The sequence below is a fragment of the Saccharothrix coeruleofusca genome, from assembly GCF_014648515.1.
Classification (GTDB): domain Bacteria; phylum Actinomycetota; class Actinomycetes; order Mycobacteriales; family Pseudonocardiaceae; genus Actinosynnema; species Actinosynnema coeruleofuscum.
In genome coordinates this window covers 728244-753140 of sequence record NZ_BMRG01000002.1, presented here as the reverse complement: position 1 = coordinate 753140, position 24897 = coordinate 728244, and the positions used below count along the sequence as shown (strand labels likewise).

Here is a 24897-nt window from a genome sequence, read left to right as displayed (position 1 = left end):
AACGTACGAACGCCACCACCTCGATCCAGGAGCGTGCCCCGTGGCCACACGGCCCCCGGTCGGACTGCCCAGGCTGTCCCGGCGCAGCCGGATTCTGCTCATCGTCGGTGCGGTGGTCCTGGTCGGTCTCATCGCCGGTTCCAGGCTGCTGGGCACCTATGTCAACTGGCTGTGGTTCGGGGAGGTCGGGTTCCGCAGCGTCTACAGCACGATGCTGCTGACCCGCCTCGGCCTGTTCCTGACGGTGGGTCTGCTGGTCGGCGGCCTGGTCGCGCTGAACCTGGCCATCGCCTACCGGGCGCGGCCGGTGTTCGTGCCGGTGTCCGGGCCGGACGACCCGGTGGCGCGCTACCGCGCGGTGGTGACCCGCAGGCTGCGGCTGTTCGGCGTCGGCCTGCCGGTGCTGATCGGCCTGATCGCGGGCACCTCGGCGCAGAACGACTGGCAGCACCTGCAGCTGTTCCTCAACGCCACCCAGTTCGGCATCCAGGACGCGGAGTTCCAGCACGACATCGGCTTCTACGCCTTCCAGCTGCCGTTCTACACCTGGTTGCTGTCGTGGCTGTTCATCGCCACGGCGGTGTCGTTCATGGGCGCGGTGGTCTCGCACTACCTGTTCGGCGGCATCCGGCTGGCGGGCCGCGGCGGCCAGCTCTCCGGGCCCGCGCGCGCCCACCTGGCGATCGTGGCGGGCGTGTTCGTGCTGCTCAAGGCGGTGGCCTACTTCTTCGACCGGTACCAGCTGCTGTTCAGCGACCGCAACGAGAACTTCACCGGCGCCACCTACACCGACCTCAACGCGGTGCTGCCCGCCAAGTTGATCCTGCTGTTCATCGCGGTGTTCTGCGCCGTGGCGTTCTTCGCGGGCGCGGTGATGCGCAACCTCCAGCTGCCCGCCATCGCCACCGTCCTGCTGGTGCTGTCCAGCATCCTGGTGGGCGCGGCGTGGCCCGCGGTGCTGGAGCAGTTCTCGGTGCGCCCGAACGCCAACGAGAAGGAAGCCGAGTCGATCCGGCGCAACATCGACGCCACCAAGAACGCCTTCGGCCTCACCGACGACAAGGTGGAGACCAAGCCCTACGAGGGCAAGCAGAACGTCTCGCTGGACGAGCTGAAGAGCGACCAGGCGACGCTGGGCAACATCCGCCTGCTCGACCCGGCGGTCATCTCCAAGACCTTCACCCAGTTCCAGCAGCTGCGGCCGTTCTACGCCTTCCCGGACAAGCTCGACGTCGACCGGTACAAAGTGGACGACCAGCTGCAGGACTACATCGTCGCGGTGCGCGAGCTGCGGACCGCGGGCATCCCCGAGGGCCAGCGCAACTGGATCAACGAGCACCTGATCTACACCCACGGCAACGGCATGGTCTTCGCCGAGGCCAGCAAGGTGAACTCCTCGGGCGAGGGCGGTGACAGCGGCTACCCGGTGTTCGAGGTGGCCGAGGTCAACCAGGAGGGCAAGGTCACGCCCGGCCCGTTCGGGGTCGAGCAGCCGCGCACCTACTTCGGCGAGCTGGGCTCGCCCGCCGACTACGCCATCGTGGGCGGGCGCGGGCAGGGCTCGCCCGGCGAGTACGACACCGACCGGTCGCAGTACACCTACGACGGCAAGGGCGGCGTCCGCATCGGCGGACTGTTCAACAAGCTGGTCTTCGCCGCGTACTACGGCGAGCGGAACATCCTGTTCAACTCGGCGATCGGTGACGAGTCGCGGATCATCTTCAACCGCAACCCGCGCGACCGGGTCTCCGACGTGGCGCCGTGGCTGACCGTGGACGGCGACCCGTACCCGGCGGTCGTGGACGGCCGGATCACCTGGATCGTCGACGGCTACACCACGCTGGACAACTACCCCTACGCCCGCAAGACCTCGCTGGGCGACGCCACCAACGACTCGCTGCCCGGCGTGGCGCAGCAGCCGGACCGGCAGATCAGCTACATCCGCAACTCGGTCAAGGCCACTGTGGACGCCTACGACGGCACGGTGACGCTGTACGCGATGGACGAGCAGGACCCGGTGCTCAAGGCGTGGATGGGGGTGTTCCCCGGCACGGTGAAGCCGAACAGCGACATCTCGCCGTCGCTGCGCGAGCACCTGCGCTACCCGGAGGACCTGTTCAAGGTCCAGCGGGACACCCTGGCGCGCTACCACGTCTCCGACCCCGGCGACTTCTACTCGGGCGTGTCGTTCTGGAGCGTGCCGTCCGACCCGACGGTGGACAACGCCACGACGGTCGAGCAGCAGCAGCAGAGCAACCAGCAGCCGCGCGACCAGCAGCCGCCGTTCTACGTGCTGGCCGGTGACCCGACCGGCGACGCGAACAAGGTCAGCTTCCAGCTCACCAGCGCGCTGGTGAGACAGAACCGGGAGTTCATGGCGTCGTACGTGTCGGTGCGGTCCGACCCGGACAACTACGGCAAGATCAGCGTGCTGACGCTGAACAACGAGGCCAAGGGTCCGCAGCAGATCCAGACGCAGTTCCTGACCTCGGCCACGGTCAGCTCGGAGCTCAACGTGCTGACGCTGCAGAAGACCAAGGTCGTCTACGGCAACCTGCTGACCCTGCCGGTCGGTGGCGGCCTGCTCTACGTCGAACCGGTCTACATCGAGCGGGCCAGCCAGAACACCCAGTTCCCGCAGCTGTCGAAGGTGCTGGTCAGCTTCGGCGACAAGGTGGGCTACGCCTCGACGCTGAGCCAGGCGCTGGACCAGGTGCTCAGCGGCGCGGCCCAGCAGGTGCCCGACGAGAACGGCGACCAGCCCGACCAGACGACCTCCCCGTCGACGCCGCCGAGCACCACCACCACGACGCCGCCCGCGGGCGACGGGCAGCGGGGCACGGAGCTGGAGCAGGCGGTGCAGGACATCCAGCGGGCCCTGGAGCGCATCAGGACCGCCCAGTCCAGCGGCAACTTCGCCGAGCTCGGCAACGCCCACCAGGCGCTGGCCGACGCCACGGAGAGGTTCGAGCGGGCCCGCGGCTCGCAGCAGACCTCCTCGTCGGTGCAGCCCTCGCCGACGCCCACCGGCTGAGCTGCCACCGGCTGAGCCACGATCGGGTGGCCTCGGACACGTCGAGGCCACCCGATTTGCACATCACGGCAACCTCCGCGTAGAGTTCGTATTACCGACGCGGGGTGGAGCAGCTCGGTAGCTCGCTGGGCTCATAACCCAGAGGTCGCAGGTTCAAATCCTGTCCCCGCTACAAAGTTGGGAAAGTCCTGTGCAAGTGGTACTTGCACAGGACTTTTTCGCATTTCATCGGGGCACAGCACCCGAACCCCATGCAGAGGGCTCCGCCCCCTGCACTCCCGCCGAGGGGGCGGAGCCCCCTGGACCCCCATCGGGCGGGTCGGGTCAGCGGCGAGTGCGCTGACCTGGGGTTATGGGGGTTGTGGGGGGTGCTGAAAAGTGGGTTTTCGGGGTGGTGTAGAGTTTGTTTTGTTGGCGGCGCGGGGTGGAGCAGCTCGGTAGCTCGCTGGGCTCATAACCCAGAGGTCGCAGGTTCAAATCCTGTCCCCGCTACTAACGCGAAGGCCCCCTCCTGGTGGAGGGGGCCTTCGCTTTTGCCTGCTCGGTGTGGCTCAGGTCATGTTCTCGGCCCAGTACTGGGCGCAGGTCAGGGAGCAGACCCTGCCCTCGCCGCTGACCGTGCGGTGGCGGCGGATGGGCTTGCCGCAGACCATGCACTCGTCCTTGCCCGCCTGGTCCGGGATGCTGCCGCTGGCCCACGCCCGCGCGCTTCGGACGACCTTGGTGCCCGTCCCCGCCCACTTGATGCCCACAGCTCTCCACTCCCTCTGCCGCTGGTGTCGATCTCCGGTGAAGACAGCCGAACATCCCCCCTGCCACCTGCTGTAATGGTCTCACCACTTGGCGTGTGCGCCAGCCTGCGGGACAGGGATCACCGGGTTGCGCTACCGCCGGGTAGGGGCAGTGCCGCCGGCGAGCGCGGGTGGTGAGGGCGCGGGCTGCCGTTCGGGTGAGCCGTGCCGGGGATTCGGGTGGCGGGCTTGCGCGGATTTCCCGCCGATCGGCTCGGCGTCGCGTGGTTCGGTTGTGCCGCAAGCATTTCCACGTCAGGTGGACACATCGGGTCAAGCGGCTGAAAGTGTGGCCTCGCCGCGCGGCCGGTGACTGAGCGGAGCTTCTCATTGCTCCGCTTGGCCCAACGGCGCTAGGCCGTGATCAGCCACAGTGGACGGAACGGCTGACCATTGTGGACAGCTGTGCTCCGGCGTGGCACCTTGGAGGTGTGTCGGACCTCAATGCGACGGCGGCGGCCCTGCTGGGGCTGCTGCACGACGGACCCAAGACCGGTGGGCAGTTGGTGGCGGAGGCGGGGGAGCGCTTCGGGGCGTTCTTCAGCGTCACCCGCAGCCAGGTCTACCGCGAGCTGCCCGCGCTGGCTGACGCGGGCCTGCTGCGCCTCGGCAAGCAGGGCCCCCGCTCCAGCCAGCAGTACGTGCTGACCGCGGCGGGCAAGAAGGCGTTCAAGAACTGGCTGCTGTCCGAGCCGGGGCCGGACCACCTGCGCAGCCCGCTGATCCTGCGGATGGTGCACGCGGGCTCGCTGACCCCCAAGCAGCGGCAGGGCCTGGTGGACGCCGCCCGCGCCCGCTACAGCGCGGACCAGGAGGCCGCGCGGGCGGCGGTGAAGGGCGCCGAGGACGCCTACTCCAAGGCGGTGGCCGAGTTCGCCCTGGCCCACGCCAAGGCCGTGCTCAAGCTGCTCGACGCCGTCCCCACGGCCTGAGGCTCGCCGACCGGTCGCGCTGAGCGGCCGGTCCTGGCGTAATCTTCTGCCGTGAACCCGGACGTCGAAGCAGACATCAAGGACCTCTCCGCGACGCTGGCCAGCATCGAGGCGGTGATGGACCTCGATGCCCTGCGCGCCCAGGTCGCGGAGCTGGAGGAGCAGGCGGCCCGCCCGGACCTCTGGGACGACCAGGAGAAGGCGCAGCGCGTCACCAGCCAGCTCTCCCACAAGCAGGGCGAGCTGCGGCGCATCACCGCGCTGCGCAGCAGGCTGGACGACCTGAGCGTGCTCCACGAGCTGGCCGAGGACGAGGGCGACGCGGGCAGCCTGGCCGAGGCCGACGCCGAGCGGGCCAAGCTGCGCGAGGAGATCTCCTCCCTGGAGGTGCGCACCCTGCTCTCCGGCGAGTACGACGAGCGCGACGCGCTGGTGACGGTGCGCGCCGAGGCGGGCGGCGTGGACGCCGCGGACTTCGCCGAGATGCTGCTGCGCATGTACTCGCGCTGGGCCGAGCGGCACGGCTACGCGGTGGACGTGTTCGACACCTCCTACGCCGAGGAGGCGGGCATCAAGTCCGCCACCTTCCGCGTCACCGCCCCCTACGCCTACGGCACGCTCAGCGTCGAGCAGGGCACCCACCGCCTGGTGCGCATCTCCCCGTTCGACAACCAGGGCCGCCGCCAGACCTCGTTCGCGGGCGTCGAGGTGGTGCCCGTGGTCGAGCAGTCCGACCACGTCGACATCGACGAGAAGGACCTGCGGGTCGACGTGTACCGCTCCTCGGGCCCCGGCGGCCAGGGCGTCAACACCACCGACTCGGCGGTGCGCATCACGCACCTGCCCACCGGCATCGTGGTGTCCTGCCAGAACGAGCGCTCGCAGCTGCAGAACAAGGCCACCGCGATGGCGGTCCTGCAGGCCAAGCTGCTGGAGCGGCAGCGGCAGGAGGAGCAGGCGAAGATGGACGCGCTCAAGGACAGCGGCTCCAGCTGGGGCAACCAGATGCGCTCCTACGTGCTGCACCCCTACCAGATGGTCAAGGACCTGCGCACCGAGCACGAGGTCGGCAACCCGTCGGCGGTGCTCGACGGCGAGATCGACGACTTCCTGGAGGCGGGCATCCGCTGGCGCAAGCAGCGGCAGTCGGCGTGATCGGTCAAGTCTTCGTCCCACCCACCGCCGACCGGGTGAGACGAAGACTTCACCCGGTCGATGAGTAGACTCGCGCCTCGTGATTCGCCTCGAACACGTGTCCAAGGTCTACAAGACCTCCCCGCGCCCCGCCCTCGACAACGTGTCCGTCGAGATGGGCAAGGGTGAGTTCGTGTTCCTCATCGGTCCCTCCGGCTCGGGCAAGTCCACCTTCCTGCGCCTGCTGCTGCGCGAAGAGGTGCCCAGCAAGGGCCGGGTGTACGTCTCCAACTTCGACGTGGCCAAGATGTCCCGGCGCCGGGTCCCCCGCCTGCGCCAGTCCATCGGCTGCGTGTTCCAGGACTTCCGGCTGCTGACCAACAAGACCGTCGCGGAGAACGTGGCGTTCGCCCTGGAGGTCATCGGCAAGCCGCGCAACACCATCGTCAAGGTGGTGCCCGAGGTGCTGCAGCTGGTCGGCCTGGACGGCAAGGCCGACCGGATGCCGCACGAGCTCTCCGGCGGCGAGCAGCAGCGGGTGGCCATCGCCCGCGCGTTCGTCAACCGGCCGCTGGTGCTGCTGGCCGACGAGCCCACCGGCAACCTCGACCCCGACACCAGCCAGGACATCATGCTGCTGCTGGAGCGGATCAACCGCACCGGCACCACGGTGCTGATGGCCACCCACGACCACTCGATCGTCGACTCGATGCGCCGCCGCGTGGTCGAACTGGACCAGGGGCGGATCATCCGAGACGACGCGCGCGGCGTCTACGGCGTCGGCCGCTGACCCGCGACACCCTCCCCCCGACCCCCGAGGAACGCTCCCCCCGATGCGTACCAGCTTCGTGTTCAGCGAGGTCGTCACCGGCCTGCGCCGGAACGTCACGATGACCATCGCGATGATCCTCACGACCGCGATCTCGCTCTTCCTGTTCGGCGTCGGTCTGCTCATCGTGCTGATGGTCGGCCGGATGCAGGACGACTACCTGAGCCAGCTGGAAGTCTCGGTCCTGCTGACCAGCGAAGTCAGCGCCAACGACAAGGACTGCACCCAGCAGCCCTGCGCGGGCCTGCGCAGCGCGCTGGAGACCACCTCCGGGGTGGAGTCGGTGGTCTACGAGAACCGCGAGAAGGGCTACGAGCGGTTCAAGAAGATCTTCGAGGCCCAGCCGGAACTGGTGAAGCTGGCCCGCCCGGAGGCCATCCCGTCCACCTTCCGGGTCAAGCTGGAGGACCCCGAGCGCGCCGACGTGATCGTGCAGGCGTTCACCGGCAAGGCGGGCGTGAAGTCGGTCAACGACCAGGGGCAGGTCCTCAGCAGGCTGTCCGACTTCCTCACCGGCGTGCGCGACGGCGTGCTGGCGCTGGCGGTGCTCCAGGCGTTCGCAGCGCTGCTGCTGATCTCCAACACCATCCAGCTGTCGGCCTACACCAGGCGCACCGAGGTCAACATCATGCGCCTGGTGGGCGCGACGCGGTGGTACACGCAGCTGCCGTTCCTCATCGAGGCGGTGGTCGCGGGCATCATCGGCGCGGTGGGCGCGGTCGGCCTGCTGGCGGTGTTCAAGCTGTTCCTGCTGGACCGGGTGCTGGGCGACCTGTTCCGGGCGAATATCTTCTCCCCGCTGAACCTGCTGGACGTGCTGCTGCTGTCCCCGGTGCTGCTCGGCGTGTCGGTGCTGATCTCCGCGCTGACCGGCTACGTGACGCTGCGCCTGTACGTGCGGCTTTAAGCGCTGGCCCGCTCGCGTAGCATTTCCACCATGGTCAAGGAGCGCGGTCAGAAGGTGATCGCGTCGAACCGCAAGGCTCGGCACGACTACACCATCCTCGACACCTACGAAGCCGGTGTGGTGCTGGTGGGCACCGAGGTCAAGAGCCTGCGGATGGGCCGGGCGTCCCTGGTGGACGCCTTCGCCCAGGTCGACGACGGCGAGGTCTGGCTGCACGCGCTGCACATCCCCGAGTACGTGGCGGGGACCTGGACCAACCACGAGGTCCGGCGCAAGCGCAAGCTCCTGCTGCACCGCAAGGAAATCGAGCGGCTGATCGGCAAGACCAAGGAGAGCGGCCTGTCGCTGATCCCGCTGCAGATGTACTTCAAGGACGGCTACGTCAAGGTCGAACTGGCGCTGGCGAAGGGCAAGAAGGCCTACGACAAGCGCCAGGACCTGGCCAAGCGGGACGCGCAGCGGGAGATCGCCAAGGCCCACGGCCGGGCGCTGAAGGGCCGCTACTGAAACGACCGGGGCGGCCCGCCGGTCACCCCAGGTTCAGGTAGGCCAGCACGGCGCGCACCCGCCGGTGCTCGGAGTTGCTGGGCTCCAGCCCGAGCTTGGCGAAGATGTTGCCCACGTGCTTCTCCACCGCGCCGTCGGAGACCACCAGCGACGCCGCGATGGCCGCGTTGGACAGCCCCTGCGCCATCAGGCCCAGCACCTCGCGCTCCCGCTGGGTCAGCGAGTCGACCGGGTTGCGCCGGTTGCGCACCATCAACTGCGTGATCACCTCGTGGTCGATGCTGGTGCCGCCCTCGGCGACCCGGCGCAGCGCGGCGACGAACTCGGCCACGTCGGCCACCCGCTCCTTGAGCAGGTAGCCGACGCCGTTGGCGCCGCCCGCCAGCAGGTCCACCGCGTAGCGCTCCTCCACGTACTGCGAGAGCACCAGCACCGGCAGGTTCGGGATGCGCTTGCGGGCCTCGATGGCCGCCCGCAGCCCCTCGTCGGTGAACGTCGGCGGCATCCGCACGTCCACCAGGGCCAGGTCCGGCCGGTGCTCCTCGATGGCGACCAGCAGGGCCTCGCCGTCCTCCACCGCCGCCACCGTCTCGATGCCCTCGTCCGCCAGCAGGCGCTGCACACCCATCCTGAGCAGCACCGAGTCCTCGGCGATCACCACGCGCACGGCAACTCCGTCCGGATCACAGTCGGTCCCCCCACCGGGCTCACCACGACGACGACACCGTCAATGGTGGCAGCACGGTCGGCCAGCCCGGCCAGCCCGCCCCCCGGACGGACGACGGCCCCGCCGTGGCCGTTGTCGGTGATCTCCACGACCACGGAGCTGTCCGTGCGGGTGACCTTCACCTGCGCCTCGGTGGCGCCGGAGTGCTTGGCGATGTTGGTCAGCGCCTCGGCCACGGTGAAGTAGGCCGTGCTCTCCACCGCCGTCGGCGGGCGCGGGTCGACCTCGACCGACACCGAGACCGGGATCGGGCACCTCGCCGCCAGCGAGGACAGCGCGGCGTCCAGCCCGCGGTCGCCCAGCACGGACGGGTAGATGCCGCGCGCCAGGTCCCGCAGCTCGGAGATGGCCAGCTTGGCGTCCGCGTGCGCCTCGGCGATCAGCTCCCGCGCGGCGTCCGGGTCGCTGTCGAGCTTGCCGCGCGCCCGGCCCAGCCCCATGGCCACCGACACCAGCCGCTGCTGCGCCCCGTCGTGCAGGTCGCGCTCGATGCGGCGGCGCTCAGCCTCGGCCGCCTCCACACCACGGGCGCGGCTGGCGTGCAGCCGCTGCGCCTCAGCGGAGAGCACGCTGGTCCGCGAGGGCCCCAGCAGCACGCGCGCCAGGGCGGCGTGGCCCCGCGCGACGACCTTGAACAGGGGCAGCAGCACCAGGCCGAGCGCGACCCCCAGCGCCGTCACCGGCAGGCTGGAGAGGAAGTCGTCGACCACCCAGGTGCCCAGCCAGCCCAGGTCCACCTCGAAGTGGTAGGGCAGCCACTGCTGGTAGAACGGCAGCAGGGCCAGCGCCAGCACGGCAGGCCACAGCGCCATGACCATGGTGAACTCGATGATGCCGAGCGGCAGCATGATCACCCAGTACAGCAGGTCCCGCCAGGTCGCCGGGTCGGTGAGCAGACCGCGGGCCTGGCTGAACAGGTTGCCCTCCGGCAGCGGCCGGTACGGTCTGGGCAGGTCCACCCCCAGCGTCACGCGCAGCCAGGAGCGCTCGATGTCGGCGGCGCCGCGCGCCAGCAGCCCGGTGAGCGCGAGCAGGGGCAGCCCCACCCACACCACCATGGTCCCCACGCTCGCCGCGAGCAGCGGGACGAGCAGTGAGAACCAGAACACGCCGGTGAACAGGCTCACCAGGAAGTAGCCGCTGGTGCGTGCGATGTCGGCTCGTGCTCGTGTCATGTCCCCGCCTCAGGTCCGGTGTGCCAGACCAGCATGACGCCGCGCCCGCCGCCGAACCATCAGGTCAGCCCGCGTGCGGGGGGTGGGGACAGCCCTACCGGCGCTATCTGGAATGAACCAGGGGGGTGGAGGCGTTATGATGGGTGCGGAGATCAGCAGGACCCGACCAGGGGGTGAACGGTTTCGACTTTGTGCGTCGATTCAAGGGAAGCGTGCCGGTGCAGGCGAGAGACCACCGCAAGCGTCATCGCAAACCAATAAGCGCCGAGTCTAACGACAAGCGCGCGTTCGCCCTCGCCGCCTGAGGCTAGAGGCAACGCTGTCGGCCCGGAGGTGCCTCCGCTCCGGTCGCCGGCATCAGCTAGGAGGCTCACCGCCGGTCCCGGTCACGGGGACCGGTTGGGACACCCACAGTGACTGGGCCCGTCACGGTGACTTGTCCGCGTGATCACCGGGGTCGAGTAGAGGCGTAGCGGACTGCGCACGGAGAAGCCTTGATGAGCCGGCAGAGGACCCGGGTTCGATTCCCGGCACCTCCACTCATCGCAGCGGCCCCGTCCCGGTTGGGACGGGGCCGCTGCGTCGTTGTCAGGAAGACCGGGACGAGCCGGTCTGATTCGGTGACGGTGACTTTGGCGACCAGGGTTTCGTCGAGGGCCTTGTCTGGTTGTGGGTGCCGTTGGCGATGATTTCGGTGATGTGGTCGGCCACTACGTGGGGTAGCAGGCTCGGGTGCGGTGGATTCGTCGCCGAGCGTGAGTTCGTCGTGGGCGCTCGAACGTGAGCAAGCAGCGGCCGATGGCCTGCTCCAGTCCTGGTCAGCTCCTTGTCGACGGCGGCCAGTTCGGCGTGCCGTTCAGGAGATGGCGTGCCAGCGGGCGGACCGGTCGCCGGTGCGCAGGGATCGGATGCGGTGGTGCAGTTCGACGGCGGCGGTGGGCTTGCTAGGTGCCAGGCGGATGTAGGCGCCGATGGCGTGTAGTTCGGTGATGTCGCGCAGCAGAGGCCAGTCGGGCCAGTCGAGGATGTTGTAGCCGTAGGCGGTCAGGAACCGCTTACGGTCGGTTTCGGGTGTGTGGAAGTGGTCTGGGATGCCGGTGAGCAGGTCGAGTTCACGCGGGCCGAGGCAGGTGCCGTCCCAGTCGACGAGCAGCCAACGGCCGTCGGCGTCACGGACCAGGTTCTCGCTGTGCGCGTCGGCGTGGACCAGCCCTTCCCCGAGTGGGAACGCAGTAGTGGTGAAGGTGCCAACCAGCGTGTGGGCGCGGTCGAGCAGCCAGGCGCGGTCGTCGTCGGCGACGGTCGGGTGCGGGCGTTGCTGGTCGAGGTCCACGGCCTCGAACAGCCGCTGCAACGGCTGGTAGCGGGGCACCGGGAACGGCGGGGCGGACAACGCGTGCAGGCGCCGCAGCGGCACCGCCAGATCGGCAGGCGACGGCGCCGGGGTGGTGGGCAGATACGGCCAGAAGGTGGCGACCGCCCCGACGGCGACGACCGGCTGCTCGCCGGGCACCGGTGGTAGCGCGATCGGCTCGGGCTGACCGGCCAGCCACCGGGTGATGTCGACGCAGGTCCGGGCGCGGCGGCGGCGCACCGGGGTGTCCGGGGCCAGCCGGACGACGACATCTTCGCGGGGGAGCAGGAACACCGCGTTGGACCGCTGGTGCAGCAGTCGGGCATCGGTGGGATCGGCGCCGACGATCCGGCACACCTCCCACAGCGCGGGCAGACCGGGCAAGCCGGAGTCCTGGCGGTTGGACAGCGCCATCGGCGGTCACGCCGCAATGCCGGCCAGCGCCCTGCGGATGTGCTCGCGCAGGTCGGCGACCTCGGGACGGGAGGCGTGCGGGGTGGCCACTGTGTCCAGCACCCGCAGCCGGGCGTAGCCGCGGGTCGAGGACAGTCCGGTGATCGCGTCCACCGCCTCGTAGCCGGTGGCCACCGCGGCGGCGACCTCTCCGGCCTGGAACTGCACCGAGGCCAGCGGGGGCAGGATCATCGCGCGGCTGCGCTCGTACTCCGCGCCGTACCCGCCTGCCGCCGTGGTCAGCTTCTCAATCGCCTCCGGGGCGAACTCCGGGCGGGACAGCGACAGCAGGTACAGCGAGTGGCCCTGTTGGGCGGTGATCTCCGCGTCGGTGACGAACCACGCCCACGGCGGCGTGGTCGCCGGGTCGGCGGCGGCGTAGGTGTCCTGGGCGTTGCCGATCGCGCGGCGAGTGGGGTCTGGTTCGCCGAGCGCGGCGCGGCACCACCCGAGCACCGCGGAGATATAGCCCTGGGTGATCGTGGAGACCGGGTGGCGGCGATTGGCGGCCGTGGCCGAGGCGAGCTGGACCAGGTGCAGCGCCTCACCTGCCCGGTCGGCGTGCGTGACCGGGTCCAGGCCGTACAGGTGCAGGGCCTGGTGCGCCATGTCCAGCAGCACATCCACGACCAGGTCGGGGACGCGGGGGTGGTCCTCGGCGCGGCGGGCGGTGTCCAGGGCGTAGGTCCACAGACGGCGGGCAGCGTCGTGGTCGTCGACGTCGTAGGCCATCCACCCGGCCATGCCCGCCAGCTCGGCCACCGCGACCAGCAGCCGGGCGCGGACTTCCGGCGTGCACACGGCGTCCTCCAGCCGGCGCACCTGGTGCAGTTGGGTGATCGCCGCCGCGCGGCACAGGCCGCCGCCGTGGGCGAAGTCCGAGCGCCGGAACCCGTCGGTGATCGCTTCGATCGCGTCGATGTCGGCCGCGCCGATGCGCGGCCGAGTCACCGGCTCGACCTGATCCGGCAGCAGCGAGCCCAGCCGGGCCAGCTCCGGATGCAGGTTCGACCCCAACGTGGCGGCCGTGACCAGGACGAGAAAGTCCCTGCGCTCCAACCAGCTCACCTCCTCCTGTGTCGCCACGCTACCGCCGGTCTCGACGGGGAAGCCGAGCAATCGCGGTGGGATGCGGAGGAGGGTGGCCAGGCGGGCGGCCAGTTTGACGTGGGTCAGTCGGCGCTCGCCGCGCTCGACGGCCGATACCCGCGATTGGGACAGGTCCAGCAGGTCGGCGAGCTGGAGCTGGGACAGCCCGGTGTGTGCCCGGACTGCGGCGAACACCGCGCCGAAGTCGTAGCGGGCCAGTGCGGCGCGCAGGTCCGCGCTCTCGTAGAACCCGTCCGGGATTGGCTTGCGAAACCCCGCCACGCGGGCGCAGGAGCCGCACATCGGGTCGGTGGCGGTGGTCGGCGCGGTGCCGCAGAACCGACAGCGTTGTCGTCCCGGACCAGTCATGACCCGCCTTCCACGGTGCCGAACGGTGGTCGCGCGGATTCACAGCGTAAACCCCCACGGGTAGCAGCCAGTCGCGTCGAGCCCGTGAAGTCAAGCCCCAGTGGGACTAGCACCGTTGGGGATCGGAAAGCCCAGGGCCTGCCGGGACGGTGGACTTCAGTTCACACAACCAGTGCTGGCCGCCGAAAGCCTTGCTCCACATGGGCTTCGGTGACCAGGTCGAGAGGGAACACCCGTCCACCGAGGAAAGAGGCACATGTCCGCACCGACCATCGTCGAGGCCCCGGTCGAGACGCCCGCCGTTGACGACCCGTTCGCGCTCGACGTGCAGATCATCACCGATGTTCCGCCCGGCCATCCGTTCGCCGGCTGCAAGGGCAACACCGACGACGGCTGCGACCCCACCTGCGCGTCCGCGTGCGTCACCGGCGGTGTGTGACATCCGCTGCCCTGCTGTGAGGCGCCGGGGCCGGAGACGACGTTTTCGGCCCCGACGCCCTCCCTATCCGCTCGCTCCCGAGGGCCTGGAGGACTGCTGGATGCGTGCCCGTGACAGGAGACCGCTCTACCGCCACGTCGACGTCGCGTTGCTGCGGGCCGCCGCCCTGCCGCTGGCCGACACCCAGCTCCACTGGCCCGACCTGACCGACCACGACGGGTGCCGACAGTGGCTGGAGCAGATGTGGTCCCGACCTGATCTTGCCGACGCCGTGCGCCAGGCCAGCCCGTCCCTGGGCGAAGGCGTGGATGCCATCCGCGCCGGACACATCGTGAGCGACAGACAGATCCGCAGCGCCACCCTGTCCACCGCGCGATACCTGTTGCGCAGCATCGGCCGCCCCACCCCGTTCGGCTTGTTCGCCGGTGTGGCCCCCGCCGTCCTGGCCAGGACGGTGAACGCGACCTGGGGCGAGGACCATCGGGGCGTGGCCCGCGCCAACACCGGGTGGCTGGCCGACATCATCACGCACTTGGAACGGTGCCCTGAACTGCTGGAACGGCTGGACGTGGTGGTCACAGACCTCGCCGTGCGGCGCGGCGGGCGGCTCGAAGTGCCGCAAGGGCCGAACAGGGTGACCATCCGCTACACCGGCGCGGTCGCGGCCGTGGACGAGCGGGCCGCGACCCCGGTCCGGTTCGGTGCGTTGATCGACACGCTGGCCGAGGACTTCACCACCGAGCGGTCGCGGGTGCGGAACACGCTCACCGAACTCGTGAGGCAGGGCTATCTGCTGACCAGCCTGCGCGCCCCGTTCACCGTCACCGACCCGTTCGCGCACCTGATGGACCGGCTGCGTGAGGTCAACGCCGCCTCCATCGCCGACATCGCGTCCCTGGTGCGGGACCTCAATGCTGTGCTGGCCGAGCTGCGCCGCCACAACCAGAGGGTGACCTCGCAGGTTGAGCAGAGCCGTATCCGTGCCGCGGTCACCCGTTGGATGCGGAACCTGTCCCCGGAGGGCCGCACCCCGCTGGCGGTGGACCTGCTACTCGATTGCGCGGTAGCGCTACCCCACCGGGTCGCCAAGGAGATGGGGTGGGCCGCCAGCGCCCTGCTGCGCCTGACCCGGCAGCCGACTGGCGAAACCGTCTGGCGCGGCTACCACGCCGCCTTCGTCGACAAGTACGGCACCGGCACGCTGGTGCGGCTGGCCACTGTCCTCGACCCGGACGCCGGGCTGGGGTATCCGGCGGGGTACCGCGGCAGCGTGCTACCCACGCCGACACCGGAGATCAGCGAGCGTGACGAGCGGCTGCTGGCGCTGGCCTGGCAGGCGCTGGCCGACGGCACCCGCGAGATCGTCCTCACCGACGAGATGATCGGCGAGCTGACCGGAGAGACGTTCGACGAGCGGTACATCCCGCCGCACGTGGAGTTGTCCGCCCGCGTCCACGCCGTCTCCACGCAGGCGTTGGAGCGCGGCGAGTTCCTGCTCACCGTCGCGCCAGCCCGCTCGGCAGGCACCCTCACCAGTCGGTTCACCCCGACAGCCACCGGCACCGGCTTGGCGCAGGCGTACCGGGCACTGCCTGCCGCCACCGACGGGGCACTGCGGACGCAGATGTCGTTCGGGCCGCTGTACCCGCACGCGGAGAACGTCTGCCGCGTCCCGGCCTACCTCGACCACATCCTCCCGCTGGGCGAACACCGCCAGCCCGGCGGGGCGAACGTGCTCACGACCGACGACCTCGCCATCACCGCGACCGGTGACCGGCTGCACCTGGTCAGCATCTCGCGGCGCCAGGTCGTTGAGCCGCAGGTGTTCCACGCGCTCGCGTTGGACAAACAGCCCCCGCCGCTGGCCCGGTTCCTGGCGCACCTGCCCAGGGCGTTCTCCGCCGCCTGGTACCAGTTCGACTGGGGACCCCACCTCCGGCTGCCATTCCTGCCGAGGGTGCGCTACCGACGTACGGTGCTTTCCCCGGCCCAGTGGCGGCTGGCCGCCGACGACCTCCCACCCGGTTGGACCGGTTCCGACCACTGGTGGCAGGTGCTCGGCCGGTGGCGGTGCCGCTGGGATTGCCCCGATGTGGTCGAACTCCGCGACGCCGACCGCACGCTGCGCCTGACCCTCGACGAGCCGATCCACGCCACCCTGCTGCACGCCCACCTCAAGCGGCACGGACAGGCGATCCTGCACGCGGCCACCCCGGCCGCCGACTACGGCTGGATCGGCGGCCACGCCCACGAGATCGCGCTGCCCCTGATCACCACCCGACCGGCGGCCCCCAACCCGCTCCACGGCGCCCTACCCGCGGTGACCAACACCCACGGACACCTACCCGGCGCGCCGGAGACCGCTTGGATCTCGGCGAAGGTGTTCACCCACCCCGAACGGATCGGTGAGATCGTCACCGCCCACCTTCCCGACCTGCTGACCTCGCTCGATGCGCCCGCGTGCTGGTGGCTGCGCTACCGCGACCCGCAGGAGACGGACCATCTGCGCCTCCGGCTGCGCACCACCCCTGGACGCTACGCTGAGTGCTCGATAGCGGTCGGGGAGTGGACAGCGCGGATGCGGCAGGCAGGACTGGTCGGACGGCTGGTGTTCGACACCTACTCCCCGGAAGTCGGCCGCTACGGGCGGGGTGAGGCGCTGGAAGCCGCAGAAAACGTCTTCGTCGCCGACGCCGCCATCGTGGCCGTGCTGTTGCGGCACCTGTCTGCGGCGGAGGCGGATCTCGCGTTGGTCGTGGCGAACATGGTGGGCATCATCGGCGGCTTCGTCGGCGACATCGGCGAGGCGATGGACTGGCTGGTCGCCCGACCGGCCCCGGTCACCACCGTCGATCGGATGGTGGCCGAACGAGCGATTCGGCTCGCCATCGACCCTGCCGGGCTGTGCTCGTTGCCCGGCTGGAACACCGACATCGAGCGGGCGTGGAACCACCGCGCCGACGCGCTGGCTGGCTACCGCAAGGCACTGCCGCCGGAGGCGAACACCGACGTGGTGCTGGAGTCGCTGCTGCACCTGCACCACAACCGGCTGATCGGGATCGACCGGAACATCGAACGTGTCTGCCGCCGCTTGGCCCGCCACGCCGCGCTCGCCTGGCGACACCGTCCTGGCGGTGCCGCCAGGTGACGAACTGCACCGATCCCCACACACCACCGCCCGAGCACGATCCCGCGCCCGGCTGGGGCCACTCCCTGGCGAACGGTGCCGCAGGGCTGGCGCTGCTGCACGTCGCCTACGCCCACATCGGGATCGGCGACTGGGGCAACGCCCACCAGTGGGTCAGGGCCATGACCCGCGGTGGCGTGGCCGCAGACCCGGACGCCGGCCTGTACCAGGGCGCCCCGGCGGTCGCGTACGTGCTGCGCACCGCTGGCCTGCCTGCCTACCACGCCGTGCTGCGCGAACTCGACGAGCACATCACGGCAATCACCCGCACCCGCCTGGACCGGGCGCACGAGCGGATCGACCGCGGCGAACTGCCCACGCTGTGTGAGTTCGATCTGATCAACGGGTTGACCGGGCTCGGGGTGTACCTGCTGCACGCCGCGCAGGCCGACCCGCACCACTCCGGCGGCGCATTGCTGCACGACGTGCTGGCCTACTTGGTCCGGCTGACCGGCGAGATCACCGTGGACGGCGCCCGGCTGCCCGGCTGGTGGACCGCGGCCGGGCCGTCTGGCCTGTCCGATCCGCGCTGGCCCGGCGGCCACGCCAACCTGGGTATGGCGCACGGCATCGCTGGGCCACTGGCGCTGTTGTCCGCCGCGATGATCGACGGCATCACCGTGCCTGGCCTGGCTGAGGCAATCGAGCTCACCGACCGGTGGCTCGGCTGCTGGCGCCACGGCCCGGAAACCAGTCCCTGGTGGCCCGGCATGATCTCCGCCCGTGAATGGGCCAAGGGCGTCGTCGAGGCGCGGGGTCCGCAACGGCCGTCCTGGTGCTATGGCACCCCCGGCCTGGTTCGCGCCCTCCACTTAGCCGCACGGGCTCTCGACGCCCCTGCCAGGGCGGCTGAGGTCAGGGCCGCGCTCGTCGCGTGCGTCACCGACGCCGCCCAGCTCGCCCAGCTTGGCGACGACACGCTCTGCCATGGCTGGGCCGGGCTGGTGCACGCCGCCCGCCGGATGCTCACCGGCACCGAACCCGGCAGCGAGGACGCCGAGGCCCTGGCCCAGCTGGAACTCCGCTGGCGAGACCGTCGCGCGCACGCGGCGCGGAAACCGCCGGACCTCAGCGGGATGCTGGAAGGCAACGCCGGAGTCGCGCTCACCGACCTCCTCACGGGCGCCAGTTGGGACGCCTGTCTGCTCACCGCACCACGTCCGGGTGCGCTCATCAGCGCGCCCGACTCGGAACACCACACGGAAGGAACCGGATGACCAACGCCACCAGCACCCGCCCCGAAGACCTGCGCGAGCAGATGATCAGCCACATCCGCACCGCCGGTCACCTGCGCTCCGAGCGCATCGAGCAGGCGTTCCGAGCCGTGCCCCGGCACCGGTTCGTGCCCGCGGCCTCGGTCGAGGAGGCGTACGCCAACAAGGCGATCACCATCAAGCCCGGCAAGGACCGGCCGGCCAGCTGCATCTCCGTGCCGACTGTGGTGGCGATGATGCTCGGCCAGCTCGACCCGCAGCCCGGCGACCGCGTGCTGGAGATCGGCGCCGGAACCGGCTACAACGCCGCCCTGCTGGCCGAACTCGTCGGCGACACCGGCAACGTCACCACTGTCGACATCCATCCCGATGTCACCGACCACGCCCGCGCCGCCCTGGCTGACACCGGCTACGACCGGGTCCGGGTGGTCACCGGCGACGGTGCCCTCGGTGAGCCGGACCACGCTCCCTACGACAAGATCATCATCACGGTCGGGCCGTGGGACCTGCCCCCTGCCTGGTTCGACCAGCTCGCCCCCGGCGGCACTCTGGTGGTCCCGCTGCACTGGCGAGGTCAGGCCCGCAGCGTCGCCTTCGTTCGCCACGACACGCATCTGCGCGCGACCAACAGTCAGCTCTGCGGGTTCATCCCCATGATCGGCATCGTGCCGACCGGGGAGCAGACCGGCAGCATCACCGAGCACGTCGCGCTGCACTGGGACACCGACCAGAGCATCGATCCAGTCGCCCTGGCCGAGGTGTTCGCCGGCCCCAGGGCCACCGTGTGGTCGGGTGCCTCCGTGGTCGCCAACGAACCATTCGACCACGTCTGGCTGTGGCTGACCGCCACCGAACCCGGCACCTGCCGCCTCGACGTCGAAGACGAAGCCATCGAGGCCGGCCTGTGCCGTCCCGCGTTCTCCTACCGCACGCCTGCGATCGTCGAAAGCGACTCTCTGGCCTACCTCACCAAGCCTCGCCCGGTGGACGGCCCGGACGGCGAGCGCCGCTACGAGCTGGGGGCCACCGGCCACGGTCCCGCCGCCGCCCAGCTCGCCGAGCGGCTGGTCGAGCAGATCCGCCGCTTCGACCGCGACCGCGCCGCCCAGCCCGTGATCACGGCCTACCCCGCCGGAACGGCAGGCGAGGACCTGCCCGCCGGCGTAGTCATCGACAAGCACCACGTCCGCATGGTCGTCACGCCGTGATCAATCCCAGTATTAGAGCCCGTAGCGGCGGATAGGTTGGACGTCCCCGAGCGAACCCGGTCCCTCGTGGGCAGACGACTCGGGGCGCCGAGGCATGCTAGAGATAGGTCCGTCTGGGTCGGTCGTCGCATCGGCACGCCCAGCGAACCATCCCTCTGTCAAGAGGACCTTGCCGCTACTCTCGTCACATGACAGTCCATCGAGATGAAGCAGTCTTCGAGGATGCATGCCATCTCAAAGCCGCAGTCGCCACCACCGGAGAGATGGGCGGAGACGCGGGACACGGGGGATGGACGGAGGTCACGCTGACGAACGCCGAGGGCAACTGTGCGATCGAAGTCGCCACAGGCACCGGGTACTCGGCCGACGTTGATCAGGTCACCCTCCGCGTACGCGGTGATGCCGAGATGGTGGTGCTTGCCAACGCACTTGAGTGGGCAGGCCGTCGGCTGCGGGAATTCGTAGGAGACCGCGCTGAACCGCTTGACGGAGAAGCAAACGCTGTGTGGTCTGCGGACCAGCCGCCCGCGTAGGCAAGTAAAGGTCAACACTCGGGCGACCCGTTGGTAGTCGCCACCTCCATGCCGCAGTTGGTTTGTCGCAAAGATTCGGTCCACGCGGCACGGCTGTGCCACTCCGACGTATCTGCGGTGGCGCACGCAGCCGCAGTTCAGGCGGTTGCGCCAGCCTCGACCAGCAGAGCCTCTCGGTTGGCCAGGATGAACTCCTTCAACGCGGTCGGCTTCAAGTCGATCGACGCGAGATCGTCTCCCCGAAGCTCAATCCGGTCCAGGTCGTACCCGCCGCGTAACGGGTCGCTGAACTCCGGGCCGCTCCGGGTCGACTCGTTCAGGCTGGCCAGCCGCGCCACAAAGAAGTGCTGCACAGCGACCCCACCGTCCGACGGCGAGCTGAACAGGAACACCTGCGAGGCATCCGTGGCCTTCGCGCCCAGTTCCTCCGCCAGCTCCCGGTACAAAGCCGCCTCCACCGAGGCGTCGGTGTCCTCGACACCGCCGCCGGGCGTGGTCCAGTACGGCGCCTGTCCCGGCTTGGTCCGCTTGATCAATACCAGCCGACCGAGATCGTCGATCAAAATCGCCCGTGCTGCACGCCGTCTCACTGCCACCGTCATCTTGGACCGTTCTGTCACGTTGGTAGGCCTACGGCTGGCAGCGCGGCCCAGTTACTCAGGGCTGCGCTATTGCCACTGCCTGCCACAGCGCGCGTCTCAGCCTGAGGACGCGTTGGCTCGGGTTCCGTTGCCGTTAGAGACATAGCGGGGTGCCATTGCCTCCATCTGCTCGATCACGAGCTTGATGGCTTCAGGCTGCTTGTCCGGCGGGTACTTGTACTTCACGAGCAGCCGTTTGATTGACGATCGGAGCTTGGCCCGCACGTCGTCTCGCACCGTCCAGTCGGTCTTGACGTCGCGTCGCATGACCGCCACCAGCTCACGTGCGATCTGGGCAAGCACGTCGTCGCCCTGGAGTTCAACGGCGGACTCGTTGGTGCTGACCGCGTCGTAGAACGCCAACTCGTCGTGGGACAGGGGCGGATCGAAGCGCTGGCCGCGGTTGCCCTCTGCGGCGACTTCCTTGGCCAGTTCGATGAGCTCAGCGATTACCTCGGCCGAGGTGAGCTGCTGGTTGGTGTACTTGCGCATCAGCTCGGCGATTCGCTCGGAGAACGCCCGCTGGCGCACGAGGTTGTGCCGCGTGACTTGATCCGACTCCTCAACCAGCAGCGCGCGCAACGCCTCGATGGCGAGGTGCGGGTTCGACGCCGATTGGGCCTTGAGCTGGAACTCCGGACCCAGGTCGGACAGCGACGGCTTCGGCAAGCCAGCGGCGTCGTAGATGTCGATGATCTCACCGGACGCGGTTGAGGTGGCCACCAGTGCGGAGAGCATCCGCTGGATCTCCTCCGGCACGGGCTTACCCTCGGCCTGCCGCTGTTGGGCGTCGAACTTGCCCATCCACACGCGGACTTCTTCATAGAACCTCGCCGTGACGCGGAGGTGTTCGAGAGTCTGGTTGCCCGAACACAGCGCCCACGCACGGGCCAGTTGGTTGGCCAGCTTCCGGAAGCGGTCGCCGAGCGTCTCCTCGCCTTCCGGCACCTGGTTACCAGGGGTGGTGGGTGAGCGCAGGTAGTTGGTGAGCCCGTATGCGGCCTTGACCCAGCTCTTCGGACCTCCGTCGAGCTTCGCCCGCCACGCGTAGCCGGCGCACAGCTCGTCGAGGGAGGCGATGAGCGTGGTGGTGAGGTCGACAGCCTCGTCGACGTGCTTGCCGACCGGCTTCTTGGCCCGGTCTGTGTCGGTGTACTCGGCGAGCGCCCTGCTCAAGTTGTCCGCCAGCGGCGCGTAGGCGACGAGCAGGCCGTCCGGCTTGCCGCGGAAGGTGCGGTTCACCCGCGCCAGGGTCTGCATCAGCAACGCGCCCTTGAGAGGGCGGTCGAGGTACAGCGTGTGCAGCGGTGGCGCGTCGAAACCGGTGAGCATCATGTCCTTGACCAGGACGATCTGAAGCTCATCATCCGCGTCGCGGAGCCGCTTCTGGATGACCTTGTTCTGCCCGTCGCGCCGGACGTGCTTGGCCACCGGCATGACGTCCTGAGCCGAGCCGGAGTAGACGACCTTGATCACACCCTTGTCGACGGCATCGTTGTGCCAGTCCGGCTTGAGCTTGATGATCTCGTCGTAGAGATGGGCGCAGATCTCTCGGGTCGCGCCGACGATGAACGCCTTGCCGGGGGAACCGATGAACTTGCGCATCTGCTCCGAGCGGGTCTCCCAGTGCTGGACGATGTCGGCAGCCAATGCCTCCAGACGTGCGGGAGCCCCGTACACGGCATTAATCACGGCGACGGACTTCTCGATCTTGGCGCGTTCCACCTCATCAAGCCCGAGAGTGGCCTCATCCGCAGCCCGGTCGAGATCCTCTTCGCTGACGTCCTTGGTCAACCCGATCTTGATCAGGCGTGGCTCGAAGTAGACCGGGACAGTGGCGCCGTCCTCGACCGCGCGGGTGAGGTCGTAGATATCGATGTAGTCACCGAACACCTCTCGGGTGTTGCGGTCGTCGAAGGAGATCGGTGTCCCGGTAAACGCAATCAGTGCGGCGTTGGGCAGGGCGTCCTTGAGGTGGCGTGCGTAGCCGTCGAGATCGTCGTAGTGGCTGCGGTGGGCCTCATCGGCGATCACAATGACGTTGCGGCGATCCGACAGCAGCGGATGATCTAGTCCGGCGTCCTTCTCGGCCTTGCTGAGACCAAACTTCTGGAGCGTGGTGAAGTAGATGCCGCCCGTCGCTCGGTTGGCCAGTTCCTCACGCAGTTGCGCGCGAGTAGTCACCTTGGTCGGAGACTCGCTCAGCAGACGGGACCGGTTGAACGCTTCGTACAGCTGACCGTCCAACTCCTTGCGGTCGGTCACGACAATAATGGTCGGGTTCTTGAGCTTGGGCTGCGCGGCCACCAAGTGGGCGTACAGCTCCATCTCCATCGACTTGCCCGATCCCTGGGTGTGCCACACGACCCCGGCCTTGCCGTTGCTCTCCACAGCGGCGACCGTCGACCCAACTGCTTTGGTGACCGCGAAGTACTGGTGCGGCTTGGCGATCCGCTTCGCGTACCCCTCGGCCCCGCCGTCGAACGCGGTGAAGTTCCGCTGCAGCTGGAGGAACCGCTCCGGGTTGAACACGCCTTCAATAAGGAACTCCAACTCGGTGCCGAGGTGCACATCATCGAGCGGTTCACCGAGCTTCACCGGCTTGCCGTCGTCATCGACGTTCCAGGGCGAGTAGTGGTTCAGCGGAGTGAAGGGCGTGCCGTATCGGGCGGTGATCCCGTCGCTGATCACGGTCACCACCGTGAACCGGAACGCCATTGGGAACTCACGCAGGTAGGTAGCCAACTGGGCATGCGCCGCGTCCAGATCCGCTTTGGCCGCACCCGCCTGCTTGAGCTCGAAGATGGCGACCGGCATGCCGTTGAGATAGAGCACCACATCGAAGCGGCGCTCGACCTCCGCTGTGCGGACGGTGACCTGGTTAACCGCGAGCAGCTCGTTGTCGCCGACTTGGTGACTGACCAGCCGGATCGTTGGGTTCTGTTCCACGCCGTCGGCGTCGATGTAGCTGATCCCGCGGTAGCCCTGTACGCAAATCTGGTGCAGCCGGTAGTTCTCGGCGATCGCGTCCTGTGAGGTCGGTTGGATGATCTCCGCGAGCGCCTGCTCAAGGTACTCAGCTGGCACCTGCGGGTTCAACTTCCGCATCTTGGACAGTATCCGTCCTGGAAGCACCATGTCATCCCATGACGCCCGACCGTTTTCAGCGCCTGGCGCGACAGCGATCCCCGGGAGCGATCGCCACTCCTGCTCGGAGAGCGTCTCCAGCGCGACGCTCTCCCACTCCGCCTCACTGAACCCCGGCTGCCCCACCATCATACAATCCCCTCCACAATCTTCTCCGCCTCTCGCACACGAACCTTTCCAGACATCAGCAAGGGCAGCAGCTCGTCGCGAGTATTCATCAGCCGACGAGATTCGCGGATCAATCCACCGGCGAACCTCGACTTCATCGAAACCTCAACGCTAAATGATCGAGCCGTTGACTCGCCCGGCCAGATAACCGGGACAGATCGGAGATCCTTCCAGCTAGTGCGTGGCATTCGTGTTCCCTCTGACGCCGCAACACAAGCCCGGACAGTATCATCGGACGCACACGCCGCGAGAACAAACCCAGCAAGACCAGGATCGTTGGATCGCACTACCAATATGTCCGTCGAACAGACACCATTACCTTCCGCCGCCACAACCTTGTGAAAATAGGGTCGCAACTTTCCAAATAGAATATCGCCTTCATGAAACGCCGACTTTGCGCTTGTCACATCCGAAGCTACCCCCACAGTGGAAGCCCACATTTGCCGCCTGGGGAGGTGCTCAAGGCCGTAATAAGGCGTGCCGGGCTCCACGTCCAAAGGATTTACTTGTTTCCGAATGTTCGACGCAAATTCGCCCAACAAGCGAGACTGTCCCGCCATAGCCGTAAAGCTACTTCGAACCCACTCATCCAGCAGTAGAACTATTCGCTCATTGATCGCGATCTTCTCATCGAGAGATCGGAGCACTTCTGCGATCGCCCGCTGTTCTGAGATGCTGTCGTGCACGGTGAATCTAAGCTTGTTGAAATCGCCCTTTTTGAAATGGGGAATCATCGTGCCAACGTGCATGTTCGCGATTGATGCGCGCACATCTGGAGAACGTAGCCTGTAGTATAGATATTCGGCGTCCGCGGCCACCGGATTGGCTCTCAAAGCAACCATGTCTTGGGCTATGCAATAAGGTACAGGATCTGGAACCATAGCTACCCGCCCAGGCGAACCTTTGCACACAAAGAGGATATCGCCAGGCTTCGGATGCGCCCTAAACCAGGTGGCATGGGTGTGTTCATCTACGTATCGGATATTCTCGAAGACTACTTCGCGCTTGCCTTCCTTCAAGCAGTTAGTGGCGATTAGCGGAATTCCAGCGTCGGATGTC

The 24897-nt window shown here is 68.4% G+C and carries 18 protein-coding genes, 2 tRNA genes and 1 other RNA gene; 13 read left to right on the top strand and 8 right to left on the bottom strand.

Features of this window, described 5'->3' with window-relative positions:
* Window positions 1–40: 40 nt before the first annotated feature.
* From IEZ00_RS08225 to IEZ00_RS08215, 3 genes are all read left to right on the top strand, one after another.
* Window positions 41–3034 (top strand): UPF0182 family protein, encoded by a 2994-nt coding sequence (locus tag IEZ00_RS08225; RefSeq protein ID WP_189222511.1) that lies wholly within the window; start codon window positions 41–43, stop codon window positions 3032–3034.
* Between the two features lie 98 nt (window positions 3035–3132).
* Window positions 3133–3206 (top strand) — tRNA-Met (locus tag IEZ00_RS08220).
* A gap of 246 nt (window positions 3207–3452) precedes the next feature.
* Window positions 3453–3526 (top strand) — tRNA-Met (locus IEZ00_RS08215).
* 59 nt (window positions 3527–3585) lie between these two features.
* Here the strand turns inward: IEZ00_RS08215 and IEZ00_RS08210 are convergent.
* On the bottom strand, window positions 3586–3786 hold the full coding sequence (locus IEZ00_RS08210; protein ID WP_189222510.1) for a hypothetical protein: 201 nt from the start codon (window positions 3784–3786) through the stop codon (window positions 3586–3588).
* Between the two features lie 470 nt (window positions 3787–4256).
* Between IEZ00_RS08210 and IEZ00_RS08205 the strand changes: the two genes are divergently transcribed.
* The 5 genes from IEZ00_RS08205 (at window position 4257) to smpB (ending at window position 8134) form a co-directional block, all read left to right on the top strand.
* Complete coding sequence (locus IEZ00_RS08205; protein ID WP_189222509.1) at window positions 4257–4757, top strand: PadR family transcriptional regulator; 501 nt, start codon at window positions 4257–4259, stop codon at window positions 4755–4757.
* A 51-nt stretch (window positions 4758–4808) separates the two neighbouring features.
* Window positions 4809–5912 carry a peptide chain release factor 2 gene (prfB, locus tag IEZ00_RS08200; protein ID WP_189222508.1) on the top strand — a complete coding sequence of 368 codons (1104 nt, stop codon included), beginning with the start codon at window positions 4809–4811 and terminating at the stop codon, window positions 5910–5912.
* A 79-nt stretch (window positions 5913–5991) separates the two neighbouring features.
* The gene (gene ftsE / locus IEZ00_RS08195) at window positions 5992–6681 is read left to right on the top strand and encodes a cell division ATP-binding protein FtsE (RefSeq protein WP_189222507.1); all 690 of its coding nucleotides are present in this window, start codon (window positions 5992–5994) and stop codon (window positions 6679–6681) included.
* 43 nt (window positions 6682–6724) lie between these two features.
* A complete protein-coding gene (gene ftsX / locus IEZ00_RS08190; RefSeq protein WP_189222506.1) occupies window positions 6725–7627 on the top strand; it encodes a permease-like cell division protein FtsX in 903 nt (300 codons plus the stop codon).
* A gap of 30 nt (window positions 7628–7657) precedes the next feature.
* Window positions 7658–8134 carry an SsrA-binding protein SmpB gene (gene smpB / locus IEZ00_RS08185; protein WP_189222505.1) on the top strand — a complete coding sequence of 159 codons (477 nt, stop codon included), beginning with the start codon at window positions 7658–7660 and terminating at the stop codon, window positions 8132–8134.
* A 22-nt stretch (window positions 8135–8156) separates the two neighbouring features.
* On the opposite strand, the gene IEZ00_RS08180 is transcribed toward smpB, so the two are convergent.
* The gene (locus tag IEZ00_RS08180) at window positions 8157–8801 is read right to left on the bottom strand and encodes a response regulator transcription factor (RefSeq protein WP_189222504.1); all 645 of its coding nucleotides are present in this window, start codon (window positions 8799–8801) and stop codon (window positions 8157–8159) included.
* Window positions 8789–10036, bottom strand: a complete 1248-nt coding sequence (locus IEZ00_RS08175) for a sensor histidine kinase (protein WP_189222503.1) — start codon at window positions 10034–10036, stop codon at window positions 8789–8791. The genes IEZ00_RS08180 and IEZ00_RS08175 overlap by 13 nt, the downstream gene beginning before the upstream one ends.
* A gap of 169 nt (window positions 10037–10205) precedes the next feature.
* On the opposite strand from IEZ00_RS08175, the gene ssrA reads away from it, so the two are divergent.
* Window positions 10206–10578, top strand: a transfer-messenger RNA (tmRNA) gene (gene ssrA / locus IEZ00_RS08170).
* A 314-nt stretch (window positions 10579–10892) separates the two neighbouring features.
* Here the strand turns inward: ssrA and IEZ00_RS08165 are convergent.
* Window positions 10893–11804 carry a phosphotransferase family protein gene (locus tag IEZ00_RS08165; RefSeq protein ID WP_189222502.1) on the bottom strand — a complete coding sequence of 304 codons (912 nt, stop codon included), beginning with the start codon at window positions 11802–11804 and terminating at the stop codon, window positions 10893–10895.
* Window positions 11805–11810: 6 nt separating this feature from the next.
* Window positions 11811–13301 carry an NsdA family TPR-like regulatory protein gene (locus IEZ00_RS08160; protein ID WP_229795244.1) on the bottom strand — a complete coding sequence of 497 codons (1491 nt, stop codon included), beginning with the start codon at window positions 13299–13301 and terminating at the stop codon, window positions 11811–11813.
* 256 nt (window positions 13302–13557) lie between these two features.
* On the opposite strand from IEZ00_RS08160, the gene IEZ00_RS08155 reads away from it, so the two are divergent.
* The 4 genes from IEZ00_RS08155 to fxlM all read left to right on the top strand — a co-directional run bounded on the left by IEZ00_RS08155 (window position 13558) and on the right by fxlM (window position 19349).
* Complete coding sequence (locus tag IEZ00_RS08155) at window positions 13558–13740, top strand: FxLD family lanthipeptide (protein ID WP_189222501.1); 183 nt, start codon at window positions 13558–13560, stop codon at window positions 13738–13740.
* Window positions 13741–13840: 100 nt separating this feature from the next.
* A complete protein-coding gene (locus tag IEZ00_RS08150) occupies window positions 13841–16888 on the top strand; it encodes a lantibiotic dehydratase (protein WP_189222500.1) in 3048 nt (1015 codons plus the stop codon).
* Window positions 16885–18144: a lanthionine synthetase C family protein gene (locus IEZ00_RS08145; protein WP_189222499.1), complete on the top strand. Its 1260-nt coding sequence runs from the start codon at window positions 16885–16887 to the stop codon at window positions 18142–18144. Before IEZ00_RS08150 ends, IEZ00_RS08145 begins: the two co-directional genes overlap by 4 nt.
* Window positions 18141–19349: a methyltransferase, FxLD system gene (gene fxlM, locus IEZ00_RS08140; protein ID WP_189222498.1), complete on the top strand. Its 1209-nt coding sequence runs from the start codon at window positions 18141–18143 to the stop codon at window positions 19347–19349. The genes IEZ00_RS08145 and fxlM overlap by 4 nt, the downstream gene beginning before the upstream one ends.
* A 670-nt stretch (window positions 19350–20019) precedes the next feature.
* Here the strand turns inward: fxlM and IEZ00_RS08135 are convergent.
* From IEZ00_RS08135 to IEZ00_RS08125, 3 genes are all read right to left on the bottom strand, one after another.
* Entirely contained in the window at window positions 20020–20484 is a 465-nt protein-coding gene (locus tag IEZ00_RS08135) for an NUDIX domain-containing protein (protein ID WP_189222620.1), read from the bottom strand.
* A gap of 96 nt (window positions 20485–20580) precedes the next feature.
* A complete protein-coding gene (locus IEZ00_RS08130; protein ID WP_189222619.1) occupies window positions 20581–23799 on the bottom strand; it encodes a type I restriction endonuclease subunit R in 3219 nt (1072 codons plus the stop codon).
* A complete protein-coding gene (locus IEZ00_RS08125; RefSeq protein ID WP_189222497.1) occupies window positions 23799–24857 on the bottom strand; it encodes a restriction endonuclease subunit S in 1059 nt (352 codons plus the stop codon). Before IEZ00_RS08125 ends, IEZ00_RS08130 begins: the two co-directional genes overlap by 1 nt.
* Window positions 24858–24897 lie beyond the last annotated feature (40 nt).